General features: G+C 52.1%; 1 rRNA gene. It reads left to right on the top strand.

Annotated features, from left to right (window positions below):
- A 23S ribosomal RNA gene (locus tag DAE25_RS22690) occupies positions 1 to 799 on the top strand; the annotation flags it as partial.

Here is a 799-nt window from a genome sequence, read left to right as displayed (position 1 = left end):
CGACTAAGCGTACACGGTGGATGCCCTGGCAGTCAGAGGCGATGAAGGACGTGCTAATCTGCGATAAGCGTCGGTAAGGTGATATGAACCGTTATAACCGGCGATTTCCGAATGGGGAAACCCAGTGTGTTTCGACACACTATCATTAACTGAATCCATAGGTTAATGAGGCGAACCGGGGGAACTGAAACATCTAAGTACCCCGAGGAAAAGAAATCAACCGAGATTCCCCCAGTAGCGGCGAGCGAACGGGGAGCAGCCCAGAGCCTGAATCAGTGTGTGTGTTAGTGGAAGCGTCTGGAAAGGCGCGCGATACAGGGTGACAGCCCCGTACACAAAAATGCACATGCTGTGAGCTCGATGAGTAGGGCGGGACACGTGGTATCCTGTCTGAATATGGGGGGACCATCCTCCAAGGCTAAATACTCCTGACTGACCGATAGTGAACCAGTACCGTGAGGGAAAGGCGAAAAGAACCCCGGCGAGGGGAGTGAAAAAGAACCTGAAACCGTGTACGTACAAGCAGTGGGAGCACGCTTAGGCGTGTGACTGCGTACCTTTTGTATAATGGGTCAGCGACTTATATTCTGTAGCAAGGTTAACCGAATAGGGGAGCCGAAGGGAAACCGAGTCTTAACTGGGCGTTAAGTTGCAGGGTATAGACCCGAAACCCGGTGATCTAGCCATGGGCAGGTTGAAGGTTGGGTAACACTAACTGGAGGACCGAACCGACTAATGTTGAAAAATTAGCGGATGACTTGTGGCTGGGGGTGAAAGGCCAATCAAACCGGGAGATAGC

It is taken from the genome of Nocardioides terrigena (assembly GCF_003047265.1).
Lineage (GTDB): Bacteria > Actinomycetota > Actinomycetes > Propionibacteriales > Nocardioidaceae > Nocardioides > Nocardioides terrigena.
Note: the sequence above shows the minus strand (reverse complement) of the source record. Positions and strands in the feature narration are given on the sequence as shown.